The sequence below is a fragment of the Acinetobacter sp. WZC-1 genome (assembly GCF_052544965.1).
On the sequence record NZ_CP199370.1, the window covers coordinates 2,614,851 to 2,636,123 of the forward strand.

The 21,273-nt window shown below is 47.2% G+C and carries 19 protein-coding genes; 14 read left to right on the top strand and 5 right to left on the bottom strand.

Features of this window, described 5'->3' with window-relative positions; genetic code table 11:
• The first annotated feature begins 48 nt into the window (after positions 1-48).
• Positions 49-585, top strand: a complete 537-nt coding sequence (locus ACT6PV_RS12030) for a DUF2059 domain-containing protein (protein WP_445116572.1) — start codon at positions 49-51, stop codon at positions 583-585.
• A gap of 164 nt (positions 586-749) precedes the next feature.
• Here the strand turns inward: ACT6PV_RS12030 and ACT6PV_RS12035 are convergent, their stop codons facing one another.
• The 4 genes from ACT6PV_RS12035 to tig all read right to left on the bottom strand — a co-directional run bounded on the left by ACT6PV_RS12035 (position 750) and on the right by tig (position 5,141).
• Positions 750-1,499, bottom strand: a complete 750-nt coding sequence (locus ACT6PV_RS12035; RefSeq protein WP_445116573.1) for a DUF2846 domain-containing protein — start codon at positions 1,497-1,499, stop codon at positions 750-752.
• Between the two features lie 156 nt (positions 1,500-1,655).
• A complete protein-coding gene (clpX, locus tag ACT6PV_RS12040; RefSeq protein WP_445116574.1) occupies positions 1,656-2,969 on the bottom strand; it encodes an ATP-dependent Clp protease ATP-binding subunit ClpX in 1,314 nt (437 codons plus the stop codon).
• 35 nt (positions 2,970-3,004) lie between these two features.
• Positions 3,005-3,616 (bottom strand): ATP-dependent Clp endopeptidase proteolytic subunit ClpP, encoded by a 612-nt coding sequence (gene clpP / locus ACT6PV_RS12045; protein WP_445116575.1) that lies wholly within the window; start codon positions 3,614-3,616, stop codon positions 3,005-3,007.
• Positions 3,617-3,809: 193 nt separating this feature from the next.
• Positions 3,810-5,141, bottom strand: a complete 1,332-nt coding sequence (gene tig, locus ACT6PV_RS12050; protein ID WP_445116576.1) for a trigger factor — start codon at positions 5,139-5,141, stop codon at positions 3,810-3,812.
• A 680-nt stretch (positions 5,142-5,821) separates the two neighbouring features.
• Here tig and ACT6PV_RS12055 point away from each other — a divergent pair.
• From ACT6PV_RS12055 to ACT6PV_RS12110, 12 genes are all read left to right on the top strand, one after another.
• On the top strand, positions 5,822-8,056 hold the full coding sequence (locus ACT6PV_RS12055) for a catecholate siderophore receptor Fiu (protein WP_445116577.1): 2,235 nt from the start codon (positions 5,822-5,824) through the stop codon (positions 8,054-8,056).
• A 122-nt stretch (positions 8,057-8,178) separates the two neighbouring features.
• Entirely contained in the window at positions 8,179-8,862 is a 684-nt protein-coding gene (locus tag ACT6PV_RS12060) for a Fe2+-dependent dioxygenase (protein ID WP_445116578.1), read from the top strand.
• Positions 8,859-9,968, top strand: coding sequence for an alpha-hydroxy acid oxidase (locus ACT6PV_RS12065; RefSeq protein ID WP_445116579.1), 1,110 nt, complete (start codon positions 8,859-8,861; stop codon positions 9,966-9,968). Before ACT6PV_RS12060 ends, ACT6PV_RS12065 begins: the two co-directional genes overlap by 4 nt.
• Before the next feature lie 270 nt (positions 9,969-10,238).
• Entirely contained in the window at positions 10,239-11,936 is a 1,698-nt protein-coding gene (leuA, locus tag ACT6PV_RS12070; RefSeq protein WP_445116580.1) for a 2-isopropylmalate synthase, read from the top strand.
• Between the two features lie 81 nt (positions 11,937-12,017).
• A complete protein-coding gene (gene metX, locus ACT6PV_RS12075) occupies positions 12,018-13,187 on the top strand; it encodes a homoserine O-succinyltransferase MetX (protein WP_445116581.1) in 1,170 nt (389 codons plus the stop codon).
• Positions 13,177-13,770 carry a methionine biosynthesis protein MetW gene (gene metW, locus ACT6PV_RS12080; RefSeq protein ID WP_445116582.1) on the top strand — a complete coding sequence of 198 codons (594 nt, stop codon included), beginning with the start codon at positions 13,177-13,179 and terminating at the stop codon, positions 13,768-13,770. The genes metX and metW overlap by 11 nt, the downstream gene beginning before the upstream one ends.
• Positions 13,767-14,357 carry a tetratricopeptide repeat protein gene (locus ACT6PV_RS12085; RefSeq protein WP_445116583.1) on the top strand — a complete coding sequence of 197 codons (591 nt, stop codon included), beginning with the start codon at positions 13,767-13,769 and terminating at the stop codon, positions 14,355-14,357. The genes metW and ACT6PV_RS12085 overlap by 4 nt, the downstream gene beginning before the upstream one ends.
• Before the next feature lie 97 nt (positions 14,358-14,454).
• Positions 14,455-15,096 carry an RdgB/HAM1 family non-canonical purine NTP pyrophosphatase gene (gene rdgB, locus ACT6PV_RS12090; RefSeq protein ID WP_445116584.1) on the top strand — a complete coding sequence of 214 codons (642 nt, stop codon included), beginning with the start codon at positions 14,455-14,457 and terminating at the stop codon, positions 15,094-15,096.
• Between the two features lie 432 nt (positions 15,097-15,528).
• The gene (gene tatA, locus ACT6PV_RS12095; protein WP_445116585.1) at positions 15,529-15,759 is read left to right on the top strand and encodes a Sec-independent protein translocase subunit TatA; all 231 of its coding nucleotides are present in this window, start codon (positions 15,529-15,531) and stop codon (positions 15,757-15,759) included.
• A gap of 17 nt (positions 15,760-15,776) precedes the next feature.
• Positions 15,777-16,241, top strand: coding sequence for a Sec-independent protein translocase protein TatB (gene tatB, locus ACT6PV_RS12100; protein WP_445116586.1), 465 nt, complete (start codon positions 15,777-15,779; stop codon positions 16,239-16,241).
• The gene (tatC, locus tag ACT6PV_RS12105) at positions 16,238-17,017 is read left to right on the top strand and encodes a twin-arginine translocase subunit TatC (RefSeq protein ID WP_445116587.1); all 780 of its coding nucleotides are present in this window, start codon (positions 16,238-16,240) and stop codon (positions 17,015-17,017) included. Before tatB ends, tatC begins: the two co-directional genes overlap by 4 nt.
• A gap of 193 nt (positions 17,018-17,210) precedes the next feature.
• The gene (locus tag ACT6PV_RS12110; protein ID WP_445116588.1) at positions 17,211-19,388 is read left to right on the top strand and encodes a PhoX family protein; all 2,178 of its coding nucleotides are present in this window, start codon (positions 17,211-17,213) and stop codon (positions 19,386-19,388) included.
• 89 nt (positions 19,389-19,477) lie between these two features.
• On the opposite strand, the gene ACT6PV_RS12115 is transcribed toward ACT6PV_RS12110, so the two are convergent.
• Entirely contained in the window at positions 19,478-20,263 is a 786-nt protein-coding gene (locus ACT6PV_RS12115) for an NRDE family protein (RefSeq protein WP_445116589.1), read from the bottom strand.
• Positions 20,264-20,356: 93 nt separating this feature from the next.
• On the opposite strand from ACT6PV_RS12115, the gene lgt reads away from it, so the two are divergent.
• Complete coding sequence (gene lgt / locus ACT6PV_RS12120; protein WP_445116590.1) at positions 20,357-21,175, top strand: prolipoprotein diacylglyceryl transferase; 819 nt, start codon at positions 20,357-20,359, stop codon at positions 21,173-21,175.
• Positions 21,176-21,273: the final 98 nt, after the last annotated feature.

Sequence of the window (21,273 nt, forward strand, 5' to 3'; positions counted from 1 at the left end):
GGAAAGCACTCTAAGATTAGGGTGCTTTTTTAATTCCGGAATATAAAAATGAAAATTACATCATGGATACTGGCGTGCAGTCTCAATGGCCTGTCTTGTATTGCCATGGCAGCGCCTCCTTCGGATCAGGCCATTGAGAAACTGATGCAGGTCATGAATATGAATCAGTTATTGCAGGAAACCATGCAGCAGATCCGGCCGCAAATGGATCAGCAGGCTTATGCCATTGTGCAGAATATTGTAAAACATGAACAACTGACGCCACAGGAACAGGTCATTGCCAATCAACTGGCGAACAAACTGTTTGAGCAAAGCAAACAGGCCGTTTCCTGGCAGCAAATGCAACCGGTCTGGCAAAAAATTTATAAACAGGCCTATACTGCGGAAGAAGTTCAGGCACAGATCGATTTCTATTCGTCAGCGATAGGTCAATCCATTTTAAAAAAGACCCCGCTGGTCGCACAGGAATCCATGAAAATTATGAACACCCGCATGGCTGCAACCATGCAATCTGCTGAAAAGGATTTTCAGGAAATCAACAAACAGCTTGCCGAGCTGAAGAAAAAGGCGGGTGAAAATAAATAATGTAATCCCTGAACAGAAGGACCGAATGTCCTTCTGTCAGCAGATATGCATCAACAACACATGCATAAAATGTGTATATAACATGAGGAGCAGACAGGATGATGATCCGTCCGGAGACAACTGCAAGCATTGATGAGAAATTGCATTGATCCAGAAAACCAGGATTACCAGGTCAGGGGATTCCATATTTTAAATGGCGTCGTCATATGCACATCGTCACTGGCTCTGTATTTACCACTGTCAATTTTTTCAGGACTTTTCATCAGCTTACCATCTTCGCTCAGCTGCGCCACAAAATTCAGCCCTGGTGTCTTCAGCTGCGTCATGCCTATTTCCTTCAGCGCCTGACGGGTCGGCATCTGCATCAGAGGACCCACCCGCAGTAATCCGGCATCGCCATTCGGTCCACCCCGGAATTGCTCTTCTTCATATTTGACAAAGTACTGCTGCCCGGCTTTTACACTGAAGTAAGCCATTCTGGGTTTCTGAAAGTGAATGACCCCCAATGGCCGGCTGAGGCTTAATTTATAGTCCCCTTCTGCCAGTTCCACCCAATAATAATGATTACTGATCAGACTTGGAATGCGCTTCCCGTTTAAAAAGAAACTGGTGGCTATAATTTCCTGCCTGTTCCAGCGACTGTCCGGACGATAAAAATACACGACAGCCGCCTGCGGATTCTGAGGTCTGACCAGTTTAAAATATTGACCCGGCTGCTGATTGACCCACGAACCGACTGAAAATTTACCAATTCTGTACTGGTCCCGTTTCGCTGAAAAAAACGTGTTTTCTTTTTCAAAATGAATGGTATCCAATGTTGAAACAACCTGATTTGATGGCTGCTTCATCACCTGATGACTCTGACACCCCACCAGCCCACAACCGATGGTGAGTATGATCCCGAAGTAACGCATGATTTTCCCTCACCGCGTATTTGTTATTTTGCTTTTTAACCCCTCTCCCTGTATACCGAGCTTAACATTCCGCTGGCATTTTAAAAATAAAAAAACGTGTAAAAAGTCAGACTTCCTACACGTTTCAGACGAATTACATGAACGCCTGCCATCTGCCTAGGCAGATTTGCTGTCAATCACCTTCAATTCTGCCTTGTCGTCTACATCCTGCTGTACCCTGGGCTGACGTTCGGCCTGATATACCGGTTCTGCCTTATCATTAATCACCGCTTCATTGATAATGACAGTACCGACATCACTGCGCGCCGGCAGATCATACATGGTTTCAAGCAGGACATTTTCCAGGATTGAACGCAGACCACGGGCACCGGTATTACGTTCCAATGCCTTTTTAGCCACCGCACGCAATGCAGAGTCCTCGAAAATCAGATCGACATCTTCCATCTCAAACAGATATTGATACTGACGGGTCAGTGCGTTCTTCGGCTCAGTCAGAATCTGCATCAGCGCATCTTCATCCAGTTCTTCAAGCGTTGCAATCACCGGTAAACGGCCAATAAATTCCGGGATCAGACCAAATTTGACCAGATCGGCCGCCTCAACCTGACGGAACAGTTCTGAGGTTTTTTTGGCATCATCCTTACTTTTGACATCTGCAGTAAAGCCAATGCCACCCTTTTCCTGACGCTGTTGGACAATACGCTCCAGCCCGGAAAATGCACCACCACAAATAAATAAAATATTTGCCGTATCAATCTGGATAAATTCCTGCTGTGGATGCTTACGGCCACCCTGTGGCGGAATGGATGCCACAGTGCCTTCAATCATTTTCAACAAGGCCTGCTGAACACCTTCCCCTGAAACATCACGGGTAATTGATGGATTTTCAGATTTGCGGGTAATCTTGTCAATCTCATCAATATAAATAATGCCCTTCTCGGCCTTTTCCACATCATAGTCTGCTTTTTGCAGTAATTTCTGCACAATGTTTTCAACATCTTCACCCACATAACCGGCTTCAGTTAAAGTGGTTGCATCGGCCATGGCAAAAGGAACATCCAACAGGCGTGCCAACGTCTGGGCTAGTAATGTCTTACCGGAACCGGTCGGCCCAATCAGCAGAATATTACTCTTGGCAATTTCTATGGCATCCCTGGATTTATGTGCAGATGACTGCGTCACTTTCAGACGCTTGTAATGGTTATAAACCGCAACAGACAAAGTCTTTTTCGCCGTATCCTGACCAATCACATACTGATCCAGCGCTTCACGAATCTCGTGCGGCTTTGGCAGCGGCCGGGTTGCCCAGTCGCCTATTTCCACCTGTTGGCTGGTCTGTACCAGGTCCATGCATACATCCACACACTCATTACAAATATAGGCGTCCTCACCTGCAATCAGTTTCCCGACTTCAGACTGCGGTTTACCGCAAAATGAACAATGTTTTTGTCCCTGAGGAAATTCGGACATTTTCACTCCAGATTCTGTATCTTTAATTGAATAACTTAGTTTTGCGGACGTTTGGAAAGGACTTCATCCACCAGACCATAGTCTTTTGCAGCCTGTGCAGTCATAAAGTTATCACGGTCGGTGTCGCGGGCAACACGCTCATAGTCCTGACCACTATGTTCTGCCATCAGACGGTTCAGGCGCTCTTTGATAAATAAAATTTCACGGGCGTGAATTTCAATATCTGACGCCTGCCCCCGAAAGCCACCCAGAGGCTGATGAATCATCACCCGGGCATTTTCCAGACAATAGCGCTTACCCTTTGCTCCTGCATTCAGCAGAAACGCACCCATTGAGGCTGCCTGTCCCATGCAGTAGGTCACCACATCCGGTTTAATGAATTGCATGGTGTCATAAATCGCCATACCGGCTGTGACAGAACCGCCCGGTGAGTTGATATATAAATGGATATCCTTTTCCGGATTCTCAGCCTCAAGGAATAACATTTGCGCAACGATCAGATTCGCCATGTTATCTTCCACCTCGCCGGTCAGAAAGATCACCCGTTCACGTAAAAGACGTGAAAAAATATCAAAAGAACGCTCGCCACGGGAAGATTGTTCCACGACCACAGGCACCAGGGCATTTTCAATTGCTGGAACATACATATGTCATTTATTCCTGAATTTCTGTTACTTCACTCATGTCCACAATATGAGGGATAATGAATGAAAATGCAAAATATTCCCCAATAAATGTCTGACATTTGCCGGTATGTACCTACTATATCGGGGAAATTCAATCATCTGAATCCTGTATAAAAAAAGGCGCCAGTGCGCCTTTTTCATGTTCATCGGAGCATTACCCCTGCTGACGGGCCTGCTGCTCTTTCAGCAACTCTTCATAGCTGACAGCTTTGTCAGTGACTTTTGCCTCAGCCAGAATATGATCCACCACCTGATCTTCCAGCACCACCGCTTCAATCTGTGAACGCTGCTGTTTGTCGGTTTTGAAGTATTCAATCACTTCAGCCGGATCTTCATAGGAGGAGGCCATATCTTCGATATAAGCATCGACACGTGCCGGATCCACTTCAATTTTCGCATCCGCCAGAATTTTACTGACCAGAATCCCCAGTTTTACGGATTTTTCAGCCTGTTCCTTAAACAGATCATCCGGCAGCATGCTGCTGTCAAATGCACCGGCACCCTGCGCACCAAACTGCTGAGTAAACTGCTGAATCATCTGCTGGCGCTGACGGTCCACTTCCTGAGCCAGCATGGACGCCGGAACTTCCACGTCATTTGCAGCAACCAATGCATCAAAAACTGCACCCTTCACCTGGTTACGCAGACCATTTTTCACTTCACGTTCCATGTTTTTACGCACGTCCGCTTTAAGTTTGTCTACGCCTTCTTCTTCTGCAATACCAAAAATCTGCAGGAATTCAGCATCAATTTCAGGCAGTTTCGGTTTTTCAACCTGCTTCACTTTAATGTTGAACTGAGCCTGTTTACCTGCAAGGTTTTCAGCCTGGTAATCTTCCGGGAAAGTTACATCAATGACTTTCTCTTCGCCTTTTTTCATCCCGATGATGCCGTCTTCAAAGCCCGGAATCATGCGACCTGAACCCAGGACCAGTTTAAAGTCTTCAGAAGAACCGCCTTCAAATTTTTCACCGTCGATGGAACCTTCAAAATCGAAAGTGACCTGCATGTCCTTTTTCGCCATGCCTTTGGTTTCAACCCAGCCCTGACGCTGCTTCTGCAGGTTTTCAAGCATGGTATCAACATCTTTGTCGTTGATTTCAGTCGCTTTACGCTCAACTTCAAGCTTTTTGAATTTCACGTCAACTTCAGGATAAATTTCCACAGTGGCTTCATAGACCAGCGCGTCATCAGTATTTTCGACTTTTTCAATGTTTGGCATTCCCACCGCATTGATTTTTTCCTGCTGGATCGCTTCAAACACTGTGTCACGGATCACATCATTCACCACATCCTGGTAAATACCTGCACCATATTCACGGCGTACCACATTCAATGGCACTTTACCCGGACGGAAGCCGTTGATCTTCACAGTTTTGGCAGTGCGTTTCAAACGGGCTTCAAATTGCTCGTTCACACGGCTCGTCGGTACAGATACATTTAAACGACGGGCGACGCCCGAAACCGCTTCAGAAGTTACTTGCATGGCTTCCTCGATAGAATTTTAGTCATTACAGTTTTTAAAAAAGTGTCACATTATATGACAACATTGGAAGATATACAAAGCACGATCGCTGAACCCGGCAATTTTCAGCATTTTCCTGCATACCGTTCAGTCCTGTGCTGATTTTACACACTCAGCCGGCTTTTGCAGACCCGGCAACAGAATGAACCACTTATGCAATTTAATGTACTGTGCTCTTTTCTGTTTTCAAAAATTTCTGCATCAATCATCCAGACACCGCAGCATCTCAATTTAATGTAAAAATACTGAAACAATTATTAATTTTTTCTTCATTATTGTAATTCACACATGGATAAAAACAACGCAGGATTCAGATTTCAACTGATTTTTAATTACTTATTTTAAAAACACAACACCACAATCCTAACTTTATGATTTATAAAAACATTCGCAATTATCTTACTTTTCATTCTTCATGATTGCCTTTCCAAATAAAAATGACGCAATTAAACATTTTTTCCATTATTTTCAACAAAATATTTAGATCACAACCAATTGTGAATGATAACGATTATCACTAAAATCCGCATTTGTTACTGGCCATAACAATCACTCCATTTTTGCATGTTGGATCAGACCAGCAAACATGATGGGCAACAAATGGAATCACACTGTATTCATCACATCAGGGAATCCCCACAATGGCACAGATTAAAAGCCGCAAACACCACAGAACCACTCAGCTTGCAGTACTGGCGGCTTCGCTCCCACTTATGGCACATGCGGCACAGCAGGAAGATATCAGCAGACTACCCACCATTTCAGTTCAGTCAAAAACAGAAAACCGCTATAAGACTGACAAGCTCAGCTCTGCCAAATATACTCAGCCACTGGTCGACACACCTCAGACAATTTCTGTCATTAAAAAGCAAATTTTACAGGAACAGGGTGCCACTTCCCTGGTTGAAGCACTGAGAAATACACCGGGAATTACCCTGCAACTGGGTGAAAATGGCAATACCAGTGTCGGTGATGCCTTTCAAATGCGTGGTTTTTCAACACAGACCTCCACCTATGTAGATGGTATCCGGGACTTAGGCGCCATCAGCCGTGATGTCTTTAACCTGGATCAGATTGAAGTAGTTAAAGGGCCTTCCGGTTCCGAGGCAGGCCGTGGTGCGTCATCCGGTTATATCAATCTGGTCAGCAAGCTTCCCTCCGCTGACAACAGCCGTGAACTTTCCGCAAACTACAACACAGCTGAACATGGCCGTCTGGCTGCAGATATCAACCAGGTCATTTCCAGTAATACCGCAGTCCGCTTAAATGCCATGGGGCAGCAAGGTGGTATTGAAGGTCGTGACTATATTGAAAACAACAGTTACGCCATTGCACCCGCCATCGCCTTTGGTCTGAATACCGACACACGTTTTTACCTGTATTCACAGCATATCCGTCAGCGCAACATACCGGATGGCGGTATTCCAGCCATTGGTATGAAAGGTTTTTTTAATGCCGCTTCAATCCTGGATAATGCACCGAAAGTCAACCCTGAAAACTACTACGGCAATGTCAATGACCATGAAGATGTTGATGCAGACATGGTTACGGCAAAAATAGAAAGTGATCTTACCGAAAATTTAAAACTGACCAACCTGACCCGTTTTGGCAGGACTGAAATGCAGCGTGTGCTGACCGGTGTCAATGCCCTGAACAGCAATGGTTCAGCCAATCCGCAGGACTGGACCGTCAACCGCTCACGTCAGGGGATTGATCAGGACAATAAAATTCTGGCCAGTCAGACCACACTGAATTTCAATGTAAAAACAGCGGCCATCGAACATAATTTCGCGGCCGGACTGGAACTGTTACAGGAACAGCAATTCAACAAAACCATGGCCACTCAGATGCCGGGACAGCCCATCCCGACAGTCACTGCCAATCTCTACCACCCGGACCGTCATGAAAGCGTGCCAGCGTTAATCTACAATGGCGGCTATACAGATGGTCAGACCAATACAGCAGCAGTTTATTTATTTGATACCGTAAAACTGAATGAACAGTTTCAGCTGAATAGCGGTGTCCGTGTCGACTATTACGACACCGAATATGACGCCTTAACCCTGCCTTCCGGGAGCAATGCACTGGTGCCTTCGGTGCTGGGCGCACATGACACACTGGTCAGCTGGAAGCTGGGTGGCTTATTTAAACCGACAAAATCCAGCAGTATTTATGCATCCTATGCGAAATCACTGACCCCACCCGGCAGTGCCAACTTTAATTTATCCAGCAGCGGGATCAACAGTTCAGCAGCAAAGCCTCAGCAGACCAATCACTATGAAATTGGCACCAAGTGGGATGTTCTGAATGACCAGCTGGCCCTGAATGCCGCCGTCTACTATACTGAAAATGAAAACCAGTTTACGCAGGATGCCATCACTCAGGAATCCATCCAGCAAGGTAAAACCACCGTCAAAGGTGTGGAACTGAGTGCTGTGGGTAAAATGACCGAAGCCTGGAATATTTCAGCCGGTATTGCCCATATGAAAACTGAACAGAAAGATCAGATCAGTGTCAATGCAGACACCGGTGCAATTACCACCACCAGGAATGTCCGCTGGTCACCGGAATGGACCGCAAGTCTATGGTCAACCTATGATATTGCAGGTTTCAGACTCGGTCTGGGTGCCCGTTATGTCGATGATCAGAAACGGGTGATTACCGACAGCACCGCGGCAGCTGCAATGCCGTCCATTCCCGGTTATGTAGTGTTCGACGTGATGGCAGCTTACAGCTTCAACAAACATGCTTCCCTGAACCTGAATCTCTATAATCTTGCAGACAAAGAATATATCAGCACTCTGAATAACGGTGGCAGTCGTCTGATTTCAGGCCAGCCACGCTCGGCTGCCCTGACCTTTAACTACACGTTTTAAAGCGCCGTTTTATCTTTTGACTGAAGTCGTGTGTTATATCATCTGACACATGACTTTCCAGTCCGGCATACGCTCAATTCGACTCAATCCACTCAACTCATCCAGGGAGTGCATGAAAACTGATGATGTTACATATTCCAGCCCTACTGACGTCACAACAGCTTAAGCCACTGCGCCAGCAACTGGATCACAGTCATGCCTGGACGGATGGACAAACCAGTGCCGGCGAACAGGCCAGACAAATTAAAAAAAATCTGCAACTGGATATCAACAGTGCTGTATATCAGTCAATATCTCCGGTCATCTTACAGGCCATGCAGCAAAATCCGCTGCTCCGATCTGCTGCCTTGCCAAAACATATTCTTGCTCCCTTGTTTAATTGCTACCAGGAACAGGGCAACTATGGTAATCATGTCGACAGCGCGGTGCAATATTGCGCTGAACACGGTCAGGCAATCAGAACAGACATTTCAATTACCCTGTTTTTATCGGAACCCCATGAATATGAAGGTGGTGAACTGATTATTGAAGACACCTACGGTAGCCATGAAGTCAAACTTGATGCCGGAGACGCCATTCTCTACCCGGCCACCAGTCTGCATCGTGTCGAAGCAGTCACTCAGGGCACGCGACTGGCCGCCTTTACCTGGCTGCAAAGCATGGTCAGGGATGACTGGCAACGCAATATGCTGTTCAACCTGGACATGACCATTCTGAAACTCAGACAACAAGTCGGAGACAGCGAAGAGGTGCTGCATTTAACCAGTCATTATCACAATCTGCTGCGTCAGTGGGGAGAGCTATGAGCTTTCCTGAACCATTGCCACCGCTGGAGCAGATTCCTGCCTATTTACAGACCATTGCAGATTATGAGCAGCAGGCGCAGAAACATCTGCCTGAAAATAGCTGGCACTATTTACAGGGCGGTGCCATGAGTGAAATCAGTGTCACAGAAAATCTGACTCAGTTCCAGCAGATACAACTGATTCCACGGCACCTGAATGATCTGCGCCAGGGCAATACACGCTGTGAGATCCTCGGGCAGACATTCCCGCATCCTGTTTTTCTGGCCCCCATCGGACACCAGGCGCTGTTTCATCCCCAGGCTGAACAAGCCTCTGCACTGGCCGCCGGGGTACTGCAAAGCAATCTGATTTTAAGCACACTGACCAATACCGATTTAACTGCAATGCCCCCTGAAAATCTTCATAAATGGTTCCAGCTTTACTGGCAGGGCGACCGCAGCAGCTCACTGGCATTGGTCAGGCTGGCAGAACAACACCAGTATAAAGCACTGGTCATCACCATCGACGCACCACACAGCGGCATCCGTGACCGTGAAAGACGTGTTTTTTTCCGGTTGCCTGAAAACATGCAGCATCCACACAGTCCTCCTATGCCCTTGCCTGAAATTCAGCACAATCAGCACCCGCTATTTGACGGCTTAATGCAGATTGCCCCCAGATGGGATGATATTCAATGGCTGGTTGAAAATACCCACTTGCCTGTGGTTTTAAAAGGTGTATTACATCCCGGCGATGCGGAACGGGCAATTCAGTATGGCGTCAAGGGTCTGATTATTTCCAACCACGGCGGACGTGTACTCGACACCACCATTTCACCATTGAAAGCCTTATATCACATTCAGCAGCTTGCCCCCACCGGCTTCCCATTGCTGCTGGATGGCGGTATCCGACGCGGCTCAGATATCTTCAAGGCCATTGCCTTAGGCGCTTCCGCCGTATTGATTGGTCGCCCCTACATTTATGGCCTGGCAGTGGCCGGGGCTTTAGGGGTTGCTCATGTCATCAGAATCTTAAAGGAAGAATTTGAAATCACCATGGCACTTATGGGAACACCAACCATAAAAGAGATTAGTAAGCACTATATTTCCCATAATTTCACACTTTAACGGTAAATATTTTCCATATTTAAATTTTATATGCAAATTGAGGGAAAAATTTCCGGTTGAATTGCATTAATATAATCATGGAATCAATCCATTTACAGATTCGTGGGCTTCCGTGCTGATATACTGAGCGGAATTCACCGATCATTTTGACTGGCAGGTGATCCTGCTTCAAAAAAACCGGTCCATCACCGAAAATGGATACAGTTCAGATAACAGGCGCTTCACTTTTTATCCCAGCCCGGAACCAATTGCTGTGCAAGGAGTTTTCACATGATGTTGGCAGATCCCAGTAAAAAATACCGTCGTATGTACCAGCGTGTTGACCTGCCCGACCGTCAATGGCCGAATAAGGAAATCAACAAAGCACCCATCTGGATGAGTACTGACCTGCGTGACGGTAACCAGGCCATTTTTGAACCCATGAATCCGAAACAGAAATTCAAAATGTTCCAGATGCTTGTCAAAATTGGCTTTAAGCATATTGAGATCGGTTTCCCTTCAGCATCACAGGTTGACTTTGACTTCACCCGCAAACTCATTGAAGAAGGCCATATTCCTGACGATGTCTATATTGAGGTATTGGTCCAGGCACGTGATCATCTGATCCAGCGTACTTTTGAAGCCCTGCAGGGGGCTAAGCGTGCCATCGTACATATTTATAATGCCAACTCTCCGACTTTCCGTAAAAAAGTGCTGAATGTTGACGCCGCCGGAGCCAGGCAGCTGGCCATCAATGCCGCAGAGAAAGTCAGGGAATATGCAGCAGAACAACCTGAAACCGACTGGATTTTTCAGTACAGCCCGGAGTGTTTTTCAGCAACGGAACTGGACGTGTCCAGGGAAGTCTGCGATGCAGTGACCGAAATCTGGCAAGCTTCGCCATCCCGAAAGGTCATTCTGAACTTACCGGCAACGGTGGAAGTTTCGGGCCCGCACATTTATGCCGATCAGATTGAGTGGATGCATCGTAATCTTGCCCGTCGTGACGGGATAATTATTTCCGTGCATTGTCACAACGACCGTGGCTGTGGGATTGCAGCCTCTGAACTGGCTATCATGGCAGGTGCAGACCGGGTCGAAGGCTGTGTATTCGGTAACGGCGAACGCACCGGTAATGTCGACATTGCCGCCATGGCCCTGAACATGTATACCCAGGGTGTTGCGCCTGAACTGGATTTCTCAAATATCAACGAGATCATTGCCACTGTTGAAGAATGTACCGGTTTGCCTGTGCATCCACGTCACCCCTATGCCGGCGACCTGGTCTTTACCGCATTTTCCGGTTCACATCAGGATGCCATTAAAAAAGGCTTTGAGTTCCAGAAAGACGAAGAAATCTGGGATATGCCTTATTTACCGATCGACCCACGTGATTTAGGTCGTGACTATGATGCCGTAATCCGGGTCAACTCGCAGTCCGGCAAAGGCGGTATTGCCTATCTGCTTGAATCAAATTACAACGTGGTACTGCCACGCCGACTACAGATTGAATTTTCACAGACGGTTCAGCAACATACCGACGAACAGGGAACAGAAGTCTCAGCACAGGACATCTGGACCTTATTTCAGGACACCTACGTTGCTGCAAAAGACAATCATTATTCTGCAAGAAATTACAGACTGTCAGATGAAAATGGCAATCAGGTGATTGAGCTTGAACTGGAAATCAACGGTGAAAGCCAGCATTTACGGGGGGAAGGAAATGGACCGATTTCCGCCATTCTGAATGCTCTGCAGCTTCCCATTGACGTGCTGAATTATGAAGAACGCGGCATCAGTGCAGGTGCCCGGGCCAAAGCACTGGCACTGATTGAACTTCAGGTACAGGGTACCGGTAAATCTGCATTTGGCGCCGGGGTGCATGACAACATTGTCACCTCATCCATCGAAGCCATTATCGCCAGTATTAACCGTCTGATTGAACAGGGTATCCTCAGCACGGAGCAGGTCGTTGCTGCCGCTGTTTAAACGATAAAAGACTTTGGAAAGGATACCACGGGTGGTATCCTTTTATTTATTCACATTAAAGATTTAGGACGAATTATTTCCGTGTCTTTTCCAGCTGATTCGGTGGGTTTGGTTACACCACAAAAATTCCAGTTTGAAGCACCCTTAGCGCTGGAGTGTGGCCGGGTTCTGCCACGTTTCGAAATGATGGTTGAAACCTACGGCAGTTTAAATGCAGACCGTTCCAATGCCATTTTAATCTGCCATGCCCTCTCCGGGCACCATCATGCAGCCGGCTATCATCATGCAGATGACAAAAAATCCGGCTGGTGGGACGCCTGTATCGGTCCGGGAAAAGCCATTGATACCTCCCGCTTTTTTGTGGTGGCGCTGAATAATATAGGCGGATGCAACGGTTCCACAGGCCCGACCTCCCCCAACCCGGAAAATGATGATCGCCCTTATGGTCCGGACTTCCCATTGGTCACCGTACGTGACTGGGTGAAAACTCAGACCATGTTGTCAGATCGGCTGGGCATAGACTGCTGGTATGCCATTATCGGCGGTTCACTGGGCGGTATGCAGGCCCTGCAATGGTCCGTGGATTATCCTCACCGTTTAAAAAACTGTGTGGTCATTGCCAGCGCGCCCAAACTTTCTGCACAGAATATTGCCTTTAATGAAGTGGCCCGACAGTCGATTCTGTCGGATCCTGACTTTCATCATGGGCGCTACCTGGAACACGACAGTTCGCCTAAACGCGGTCTGATTCTGGCACGCATGGTCGGTCATATCACCTATCTATCCGAAGAAGCCATGAAACAGAAATTCGGTCGGGATTTAAAATCCGGTAAGTTCATGTACGGTTTTGATGTGGAATTTCAGGTTGAAAGCTATTTACGTTATCAGGGCGAACAATTCAGCCGTAATTTTGATGCCAATACCTATCTGATCATGACCAAGGCACTCGATTACTTTGATCCATCCCGTGAATATGAACAGTCGCTGACCGATGCCATGGCCCAGACCCAGTGCCGTTTTCTGGTGATTTCATTTACCACGGACTGGCGCTTCAGTCCTGAACGCTCCCAGGAAATTGTCAATGCGCTGATCAGCAGCCACAAATCGGTCAGTTATGTCGACATTGACGCCGAACAGGGCCATGATTCATTTTTGTTCCCCATTCCGCTTTATGTCAAAACACTGCGGGCATTCCTGGGGGGCCGTGAACACCTGCAGACTACACCTGAGGGGATGACAGATGCGTATTGATCAGCAACTGGCAGATAAATGGATCAGTCCGGGTTCCAGTGTGCTGGATTTAGGCTGCGGTGATGGCGAATTATTGTCACAGATGGGTAAAAAACAGCAAATTCGGGCCTATGGACTGGAAATTGATCAGGAAAAGATTGCAATTGCTGTCAGTCGAGGGTTAAATATCATACAACAAGACTTGAACCTCGGTCTGGGACGCTTTGCTGATCAGTCATTCGACTATGTGGTCATGGCACAGGCGCTGCAGGCTGTAGATGCACCTGATGTGCTGTTGCGTGACATGGTGCGTGTAGGGAAACAAGCCATTATTACTTTCCCGAATTTTGCGTACTGGAAGACCCGATCCTTCCTGGCCTTAAAAGGGAAAATGCCTGTTTCTGAAGCTTTACCGTATATGTGGTACGATACGCCAAACATCCACTTATGTACTTTTCGCGATTTTGAAGCACTCTGTGCAGAAAATCAGATACAGATTATTAATAGACTCGCCGTAAATGGGAATCAACAGGGAAGTCTGCTCAGCAGGCATATGCCCAACTTGTTCGGTGAAGTCGCAATTTATCGAGTGAGCGCACTATGAAGAAATTTTTGACAGGCAGTACCTTGTTGTTTGGGCTGCTGAGTTTTCAGGCCCATGCAGATTATGTCCCGCAACAGCAATCAACATCTGCCCTGGCCGCCCAGTATGCCCATATGAATGTTGCTGATTTGCAGAAAGCGGCCAAAGCAGGCCAGCCCGCTGCTCAGTTTTACCTGGCAACACATTACCAGTCAGGCAAAACCTTACCCCGGGACCTGAAACAGGCATTTACCTGGTACAAAGCCGCAGCTGACCAGGGCATCTCCTCTGCCCAGCTGAATGTCGGTCGTATGTATGCAGACGGCCTCGGGACTTCAAAAAATGAAACGCTGGCACGCCAGTACTTTGAAAAAGCAGCCAGTCATGGTGATAACCGCGCAAGCTTCAATCTTGCAGTAATGGAAGAGCAGAAGAAAAACTACATGGGCGCCTACCAATGGTATGAACTGTCCACCCGCGATGGCATGCTCGACAACAAAGTCATAAACATGTCTGAAAGCAAAAAAACAGCACTGGCTGCCAACCTGACCCCTGAACAGATCCGTACTGCCCGTGACCGTGCAGACAAATGGATTCAGGCGCAGTAATAGCAACAGATACATTGCAACAGCACCTCCGGGTGCTTTTTTATTACATGAAATCAGTTAAAATCCATGCTGTTTTTAAAAATCAGAGCTTTTCATCATGTCTGCACCGCAATGGCTGTCTCAGGGAACACTGGTCCTGGCGAGTAATAACACAGGTAAAATCGCCGAGTTTGAAACACTTTTTGAACAGCTTTGCCTGCCTGTTGAAGTCATTGCCCAGGGCAAGCTGAATATAGAAGATGCAGTTGAAGACGGGTTGAGCTTTGTTGAAAATGCCATCATTAAAGCCCGCCATGCCTCCCGTATTTCCGGCAAACCTGCAATTGCCGATGATTCGGGAATCTGTGTCCCGGTCCTTGGCGGTGCACCCGGCATTTATTCAGCCCGCTATGCCGGTGAACATGGCAATGATACAGCCAACAATCAGAAATTACTGACTGAACTGAGGCCTTATCGTCAGGAAGGTCAGACCATCAAAGCCATGTTTGTCTGCATACTGGCACTGGTGCAGCATGCAGATGATCCACTGCCACAGATTTTTCAGGGCATCTGGCACGGTGAAATACTGGAATCTGCCCGGGGTGAACAGGGTTTTGGCTATGATCCGCTGTTCTGGCTGCCTGAACTGCACATGTCCAGTGCTGAAATGTCAAAACAGGAAAAGAATAAGATCAGTCATCGTGGCCAGGCCATGCGACTATTTAAAGCCAGCCTGGAAGTACAGGACCACGCTGTCTGACCTGGCCTTCTCTTTTATGGTGTGACTCCCCCCCTGAAAATAAAAGGAAGTAAAAGTAGAGGTTAAGCAGCCATCAGAGGTGGCCTTCCTTTGTTTGCCCGGTGTGGTCCTTTCATGGTTGTAGAGCATAACCACAGGAATGAATACATACACCGGCCACCGGTACTGAAAACAATGACTTTAACAGTATGGAATATGCTGCTGATATCAGTGCTGTTGATGCGGGAATCAGACCACAGATAAACGAAAAAATTAGTAACAACAAAGCTATGGACAGACATGCCAGTTTCTTTGAAAATTAATGGTGGCATGCAACAGCATAGTCATGTTAAAACAATTGATTGTTGGGTTCGTTTTTAAAATGAAGTAAAATGTCACCTTGTTGTCATAAATAGCTGTTGAGATAGCGTTAATCAAACAGGAGTAACCATTATGGCCGGATTATCTATTTGGCATGTACTGATTTTTGCAATTGTCGTAATCCTGCTGTTCGGCACATCCAAACTGAAAAACCTGGGTAAGGATGTTGGCGGTGCAGTCAAGGACTTTAAAAAGTCCATTAAGGATGATGATGAAGCAACAACTGCTGCATCCATCAATGAACCACGCACTCTGGAACACCAGAACAGCAATAATGATGTGAACTCCACAGTAAAACGCTGAGCTGAGAGACGTAAATCATGCTTGATGTTGGATTTTCCGAACTATTGGTTTTCGGTATTATCGCCCTGTTGGTCCTGGGACCCGAGAAATTACCGGAAGCCATCCGTTCTGCTGCAAAATGGTACAGCAAATTTAAGCGGGTCATCAACAATGTCCAGAATGACATTGACCGTGAATTACGTCTGTCAGAACTGCGTGACCAGATGCAAAAGGAAATGCAGCGCATTGAAGAGCTTGAGCAGAAGATGCAGACTCAGATGCAGGAATTGCAACAACAGTCAGCCCTGGCTGCGGAAAAAGAAAAACAGACCACAGCAACAGAGTCTCATAGCACCTGTCCCAGCTATCATTACGTCCAGTTCACGGTTCCTGCCGGTTACCTGCCATTAGCCTGGCTGAAAAAAATAACGCATTCCCATCAGGAGCTCTATCAGCTCCCCTCTGAACTGCAGAATACACTGCAATTAAAGGTTGCTGTATGACATCTTCACTGACTCCCCAGGTACAGAATCAGCCACAGGATGACCAACCCCAGCTTGAGTCCATGCCCATTACCCGACATTTAATGGTGCTGCGTCAGCATTTATTTAAAATTGTCGGGGTGCTGATCGTACTGTTTTTCTGTCTGCTGCCCTTTGCCAATACAACTTATTCAACTCTGTCAGCTCCCCTCAGAGCACAGTTGCCGGCCAATTCGTCCATGATCGCAACCGATGTCACTGCGACATTCATGGCACCTTTTAAGCTGAATTTTTTTATTGCACTCATGCTGGCCATGCCGTTCATTATTTATCAGTTGTGGGCCTTCATTAAACCTGCACTGTATGAAAAGGAAAAAAGCTTGGCATTTCCATTATTATTCAGCAGTATCTTCCTGTTTTACTCCGGCATTGCTTTTGCCTATTTTATTGTACTGCCTTCAATACTGCACTTTTTTATCAGTGTTTCTCCTGATACCGTCGCCCCCATGACCGACATTAACAGTTATTTGACCTTCTGCTTAAAACTGTTTCTGGTCTTTGGCGTTACCTTTGAAATCCCGGTCATTACCCTGGTTCTGATCCTGATTGGCATGGTCACCACCAAAACCCTCGCAGAAAAAAGGCGCTTTATTGTAGTTGGCTGCTTCTTTATTGCCATGTTTATGACACCACCGGATGCGGTTTCCATGATCATGCTGGCCGTTCCCATGTGGATGCTTTTTGAATTGGGGCTGTTATTCGGGAAAGTTGTAGAAAAGCGCAAAGCTGTTGAATGATTCAAATTAAACAACTGAATCATTCGATTTTTTTAAAATTAAATAAATTTTTTTAGGTCACCAACAGGTTTCATTTTTTTAAAATATGTAAACCGTCATTATTCTGTCATTAAACTGTCAAGCTACTTACACGTCCCCATCCTAGACTAGGGCTTTCTTTATTAAGCCATATTATATAATCAGGGGAAACTCCATGACAGAGCTGACGCCATATCATGAAGATCAGGAACTCGACAATAACACTTCCGACAACATTCATTTCCGGGATATTCTGGAACAACGGATTACCCGTCGCAGCTTAATTACTAAAACTGCAAGTGGTGCTGCTGCATTGGCCATGGTGTCAGGTCTGACAGGCTGTAATGATGACAATTCTGTAAACAACACAGCACCGATCACCCCTGTAGACCCGGCAAAACGCCCGGAAACACTCACTTTCAGCCCTGTGGCAAAAAACCGGGATGATATTGTCACTGTACCGGAAGGCTATCAGGCCGATATTCTGTATGCCCTGGGTGATCCGATGAATGCGGCCTATTCTGACTGGGATGACAACAATATTCCTTCCGGACCGAGCTTCCAGTTCCGTTCAGGCGACTGTCATGACGGCATGAGTTTTTTTGGCCTGAATCAAGACACACTGAGATACAGCGCACAGGCTTCAGACCGTGGTCTGCTGGTGATGAACCATGAATATATCAATCAGACTTTTCTGCATCCACAAGGTGCAACCTTTGTAGATGATCATCGTCCCGAAGACGAGGTCATCCGTGAAGTCAACGCTCACGGCGTATCCATTATTGAACTGAAAAAAGACCCAGCCACACAAAAGGTGGAGGTTGTCAAAAACTCCCCTTTCAACCGCCGTATTACCGCCTCTACCGAAATGGATTTTACCGGTATTGTTGCAGGTTCTGAATTGCTTCAGACCAAATACTCACCTGCTGCACGAAAAACCCGCGGCACCCATAATAACTGTGGTAATGGCTATACGCCGTGGGGAACCTATTTAACCACCGAAGAAAACTACATTGGTTATTTCATCCGCAATACAGGAGATAATGCCAGACGTTCTCCAGCTGAAATTATTGCTCTGAACCGCTATGGCCTGAGGGAAGGCTCCAGCTCCCGCTACGATTGGGAAACAGCTGTCGGCCAATTGGAAAGCCAGGACCTTTATGATCGCTGGAATTCATCGGTTATTGCAGACTCAGCGGCTCAGGATTACCGCAACAGTGCCAATACTTTTGGCTGGATTGTGGAAATTGATCCATTTAACAGCCAGCAGAACCCCGTGAAACGCACCTCACTGGGACGTTTTGCACACGAAGACTGTCGTTCCAGTCGTCTGATTGAAGGTGAAAATCTTGCCTTCTATATGGGAGATGATTCAACTGGCGAATACATTTACAAGTTCGTTTCCGATGCCCAATGGGACGCCAGGGATGTCAACGGCGGTTATGCTGCCGGTGATAAGTACATGAACTCAGGCAAACTGTATGTAGCAAAATTCAACAGTGACGGCACCGGTCAGTGGATCGAACTGAGCTATGGCAAAAATGGACTGGATGAATCCAGTACCGTATATCCATTCAGGTCTCAGGCTGAAGTTACCACCTTTGCCCGTCTTGCCGGTGACGCGGTCGGTGCCACCAAAATGGATCGCCCGGAATGGGTCGCTGTGAATCCAGAAAACGGTGAAGTCTATGTCACACTGACCAACAACTCAAACCGTGGTACCCGCGATACCCTCGATGCAGCAAATCCACGAAGTTACAGCAATGATAAAGGTGGGCGAGGCAACGTCAATGGTCATATTATCCGCTTTCAGGAAACAGACAATAAGACCACGGCTGAGTCCTTCAACTGGGACATTTACCTGTTTGGTGCAGAAGCCCGTATGGCCAGCAACATCAACCTATCTGGCCTAACCGACAACAATGATCTGTCCTCACCGGACGGCATGTGGTTTGACCCGCGTGGTGTGCTATGGATCCAGACTGATGACAGCGCCTATACCGATGTCACCAACTGTATGATGCTGGCAGCTTTGCCAGGCAATGTTGGCGATGGGATAAAAGCCACCACTTCCTCAGGTCAGGAAACCATTGTCGGTGCTCAGGTAAATGATGAAAACTTACGCCGCTTCCTGACCGGACCCAAAGAATGTGAAATCACTGGCGTCACCATGACACCGGACTACAAGGCAATCTTTATTAATGTCCAGCATCCGGGTGAAAGGTCAAGCAGTTATGCAACGCCAACCAGTCACTGGCCGGCAACACAGACCGATGCCGGCAATAGTACGGCCCGCCCACGTTCGGCAACCGTGGTCATTACCCGTAAGGATGGTGGCGTCATTGCCGGTTAAGTTGATGACCTCCTCATAACTCTACTGACAGCCTGGTGACCTCCAGGCTTAACAGCAGCCATGCCGGTCAATGCCCGGCATGGCTTTTTTCATGATGATTCACGCTGAATGATTTCCATCACCTGCTCACCGCTGTGCTCGCCCTGCTGCGTTTTCTCAGTCCACTGGATCTGGCTGTCCCTGACCATCAACAGGTTGGAACAACGGGTTCCATAAAGCGGGCTCTGAATAAACGTGGACGACAGCAACTCCTCCATTTCCGGACTGACGCCGGTCTGTGGCAGTAATTCCGGTATAATTTTCCGCTGATCTTCCAGTAAGTCCCATGCTGTATGGGTCAGATCGGATTCAGAGACATGTGGCAATGAGATCAGAGGGATAAATTCCTGAGTAAAACGCTGCCGTAAATGCTGTGTTTGTTCCCAGTGATCCGACATCAGACCATTTGAAACCACAAACACCCCTTTCGGCAAAACCTGCGGGGACTGGCCGCGGTTACTCATATAAACCAACTGTTCCATATTTCCAACAAACAGATTGAAGCCGGCATAATCACATTGTCTTGTTTCAAGTTCCCGGGCGAATCGGATCGGCGTCTGTTCAGACTCCAGAAATGTGCGGATCAGATCTCCACGGGAAGTCGGGTACTTTTGCCGGTCTGTGGCATTACGAAAATTAGTCACCAGTGCCCAGCGCCCCTGCGCAGTCACGCCCATCCATGTCCCACCGGACTGTAAGTCCTGACCGGCAATAATTGGACTGTCCGGCCAGCGATGTAACTGACTGGCAGGACGATGATAAAATTCATCACGATTTGAAAGTAGACAGACAGGCATTCCTTCAAAAACCTGCCACGCCAGTGCCACAATACACATATAGGATTCCCCTGAACTGTACACACTGAATGTACAACATTTTTCATCTCTTTCCGCTAAAATCTCTGCAAAATAGAAAATCAAGGAACAGGCATGCTGACCTACCCGAATATTGACCCCGTTGCCCTCTCACTGGGGCCACTGAAAGTCCATTGGTACGGGCTGATGTATTTACTCGCATTTCTATGTGCCTGGGGCCTGGCGACCTACCGTGCCAGACAAAGGGACAACTGGGGATCTGAAATGATTTCCGACCTGATTTTCTACGGTGCATTGGGCGTAGTCCTCGGTGGCCGTATTGGTTATGTGCTGTTTTATGAATTTGATAAATTCCTGGCAGATCCCGTCTGGCTATTCAAAGTATGGACTGGTGGCATGAGCTTTCACGGCGGTTTTCTCGGGGTGATGATTGCCATGTTGCTCTGGTGCCACAAATATCAGAAGACCTGGTTTGAAACCCTTGATTTCATTGCACCCTGCGTACCCACCGGACTCATGTTCGGCCGGATTGGCAATTTTATTGGCGGAGAGCTGTATGGACGTCAGGTCAGTGACCCCGGTTTTCCTTTCGGTATGATTTTCCCGACAGACCCACTGCAACTGGTCCGCCATCCCTCCCAGATTTATCAGGCGCTGTGTGAAGGCTTACTGCTGTTTATTATTCTCTGGTGGTTCAGTACAAAACCCCGCCCGAGAATGGCCGTATCCGCAATATTTTTAATGGGTTATGGCTGTGCCCGTTTCTTTATGGAGTTTTTCCGTGAACCGGATGCAGATCAGGGTTATATCCTGTTCGGATGGATGACCAAAGGACAGATTTTATCCTTCCCGATGATTCTGGTTGGTTTATGGATGATCTGGTATGCTTATCACAGAAGAATTTTTGACTGGGGTCCACAGAAAAACCCCTGAACTGGCCTTAAACTGTCAGACTGATCCAGTCTCAGAGGTGAAGCAATGCTTCACCTTTTTTATGCTAAAGTTAAACACCACCCATGATCTGAATGAAT